This window comes from Pseudomonas sp. P5_A2_2, from assembly GCF_054177685.1.
Genome location: NZ_JBGCUL010000537.1, coordinates 1 through 3,096, shown reverse-complemented (window position 1 = coordinate 3,096; position 3,096 = coordinate 1). Strand labels below are relative to the sequence as shown.

General features: G+C 62.7%; 1 protein-coding gene. It reads right to left on the bottom strand.

Annotation, left to right across the window (positions count from 1 at the left end; genetic code table 11):
- The coding region (tssM, locus tag ACXRVY_RS21845) for a type VI secretion system membrane subunit TssM (protein ID WP_458238220.1) at positions 1-3,096 on the bottom strand (3,096 nt) is incomplete at both ends.

The following is a 3,096-nucleotide window of genomic DNA, read 5'->3' as shown; positions in this document are numbered from 1 at the left end:
GGGTGATCGGGTTGTTAGCCTTCTCCGCCCCAATCCGATAACGCATCAGCCCATCGGCAACGGCAAAGGTCAGGTCCACGCTGGTGTCGGTTCTTCCATTGAGGTGCCCGCGGCTAAGCAGCCGGAACAACGACCACGGCCCGCGATAGCTCAGGCTGGCGGTGTTGCCGGTGCTTTGCACCAGGGTCAGTTGGCTGCCATTGGTGTTGCCCAGGCTGTTGGGCCACACCAGTCCCGCGCGTTGCGGCGCGCCATGCTGGTAAGGGATGAGTTGGCCATCAACGCTGAGCATGCTGCTCAGGCGGGTGGCGCTCAGGGCCAAGGGTTCGATGGTGAGTTGCACGGCCAAGTGGCCGCGATGGTTGAAGAAGGTGTCGCGGATGCGCTCGACCTTTTTCAGCTGTTCCAGCACGTCGCTGCGCACCAGGTAGCCGCCGAGGCTGTCGGAGTACAGCGCATCGAGGTTGTCCTTGAGGAATACGTTCAGGTATTGATCGTGAAACTGCTGCAGGCGCCCTTGTGGGCCAAAGAACGCTTCAAAGTCCTCCAGCGAGGCGTCCTCGCCGCTGGCCTTGAACGGATAGCGGCCTGCCAGGCGGTCGCGGTAGAAACTGTAGATTTCACTGTCCCAGCGTTTCTCCAACTCACGCAGGGCGGCAATTACCAGCACCTGCGAGGTCTGGTCGGCGAGCTTTTTGACCTGTTGGTTCAGCGGTTCGGGCAGGCCCACGGCGACGCGTTGCAGGTTGGCGATCGGGTCGGCACCGCCCAGGGAGAAGCGATTGAGCACGGTTTTAAGGGCTGCTTTACCGGGGTCGGGATTGTCGTGCACGGCCTTGGCATAGTCGTAGACGGCGCTGACCGAGCGCAGGGTTTCTTCGTAATAGGACGGTTGCTCGCCTTGGGCGGTGATCAGTTCGGCCAGGCTGGAGAACGCGCGCCGAATACCAGCGGCCTGCTGTTGGCCGTCCGATACCTTGTCCAGCGCCAGCGGTGCTTGTCCTTCGGCCAAAGGCACGGCCGGGTAAATCACGCTGTTGTCGCGCAAGGTTTCCAGTAGGCGCCGCAGCGGTGCGGCCGGGCCGGTGACTTGTTCCAACACGGCCACACCGTGGCTGAGGTCGTCGAAATCGGTGACCGCGAACTGATTCAGTGCCCGCCGCCAGCTGTCCACATAGTCGGCGCTGTACAGGGCGCGAATGCGCTGGGTCAGAATTTTGCGGTCTTCATCGGAGTAGTCCAGGCGCTGCCGTTCGCCGAGCACCCATTGGTCGATCATGGCCAGTTCGATGATGCCGTCGGTGCCGGGCTCGAAGTAGTCCTTGAAGCCCTTGGCGGTAAGCAGCGGTGGCAACTGCAGGCCGCTGCCCTCTTGATCGGTGTTCAGCGGGCGGTAGACGATATCGAACGCTGGGCCGACCTCATTGCGCAGGTCCAGCGGGCGATGCAAACGCTCCAGAGCGTCCTGTTTCAGGCTCATGTAGACCCGTTCGGCCATGGGCAACTGGCGCAATTGCTGTTGCACCTGGGCAATACGTTCACGGTAGTGCGGCAGATCGGCGTCGGCGTATTTCAGCGCGTAGCCCAGGTGGCCCATCAGATCGGCCTGCAACTGGCCCTGGCCTGGATAGGCGCGCTGCCACTGCTTGGCGACCCACTCTTCGACGATGGCCGGGCGGCGGTTTTGCCGCTCTTCAAGCATGCGGTAGACGCGCAAGGCCGCCAGTTGCTGATTGCTGCCCGCAGGCGCGGTGTTGATCGCATCCAGCACACCGCTGGCAATCGCCGGCAGGAAGCGCTTGGACAGCAGATTCAGGTACGCCTTATCCACGGTGGGGCCGATCGCCCTCCCCTGATACAGCCCCATATCCGACAACAACGGCCACGCTTGGCGATAGTCGCCGTAGACCAGCACTGCATCGCGAATCTGGTCCAGCGGCACCAGCAAGTTGCGGCCGGTGGTGTCGACCTTGGCGTCGATGTCCCGCTCACTGAACTCCTGGCTCTTGGCCAATACGGTGGCCGCTTTGTCGCGGTTGATGTTGAAGTAAAACTGCCAGGTGCCGATGGTCACTAAACACCCGAGGGACGCGACGCTGAACCCTGCGATCAGCAGCCGCCGTTTGCTGCGGGCCACCTTGATGTTGTCGCCCGCCAGCCCCGCTTCGGGGTAAATCACTCGCTGGAACAGTTGCTGGGCAAAGTAAATCGCCGTGCCCCCGGCCGGTTTGACCTCGGGTGGCGGTGGCGGCAGTTGATAGGCTTGCCCCGCTTCTTTGACGAAAGCGTTGCTCAGGGTGCCCTTCTGAAGCACCGAGGAGAAATACAGCCCGCGTACCAACGCCGGGGTGGTGAAACGATCGCTGCCAAGCATTTCGCTCAAGAAGCCAAACAGCGCCGGGCGCAGGCCCGCCACCTGGTGCGCCAGCGCCTGCAAGCGATCGCGCTCAATCAATGTGCGCGACTCCCTGGCGCCGTCGAAAACTTGCTCGCTCAGGCAGACGACAAAGGCCTGGTATTGGCGTGTCAGTTCCGCCAGCCAAGCATCAAAATCATCCACCGCGTCCAGGCTGAAGGTGAAGCCCAACAGGTCTTCGCGCCCACTGCGCGACAAGCGGGCGAAGAACTCTTCGAAACCTTCCAGCAGGTCGAACTTGCTCAGCGTCACGTACACCGGCAGGCGCGTGCCCAATTGCCGCGTCAGCTCAAACAGCCGGGTGCGCAGCAGGTTGGCGTGGGCCTTGCGCTGCTCGGGACGTTGCGCCAACAAGGCCTGCACATCGATCACCAGCACCACGCCGTTCAAGGCCCGACGGCTGCGATTGCGCGTCAGCCAGTCGAGCAGGTGCGACCAGAGGCGCGCATGGGCGCCAGTGGGCAGTACCGGTTTGACCTTGCCCTCCGCGCCCGACTGCTCCTCATCACTGGCCGCCGACTCCGGGTGGCTGAGAAATTCCCCCGGAGGATCGATCAACACCGCCTCGTCACCGATCCACCAATCCACCGGATAGGCCAGTTGCTCCTCCTGATGAGCCCTGACCCCGGCCTTGGTCACATGGGACAAGGCAAAGCTCTGGTTGGAGCGTGTGATCAGAC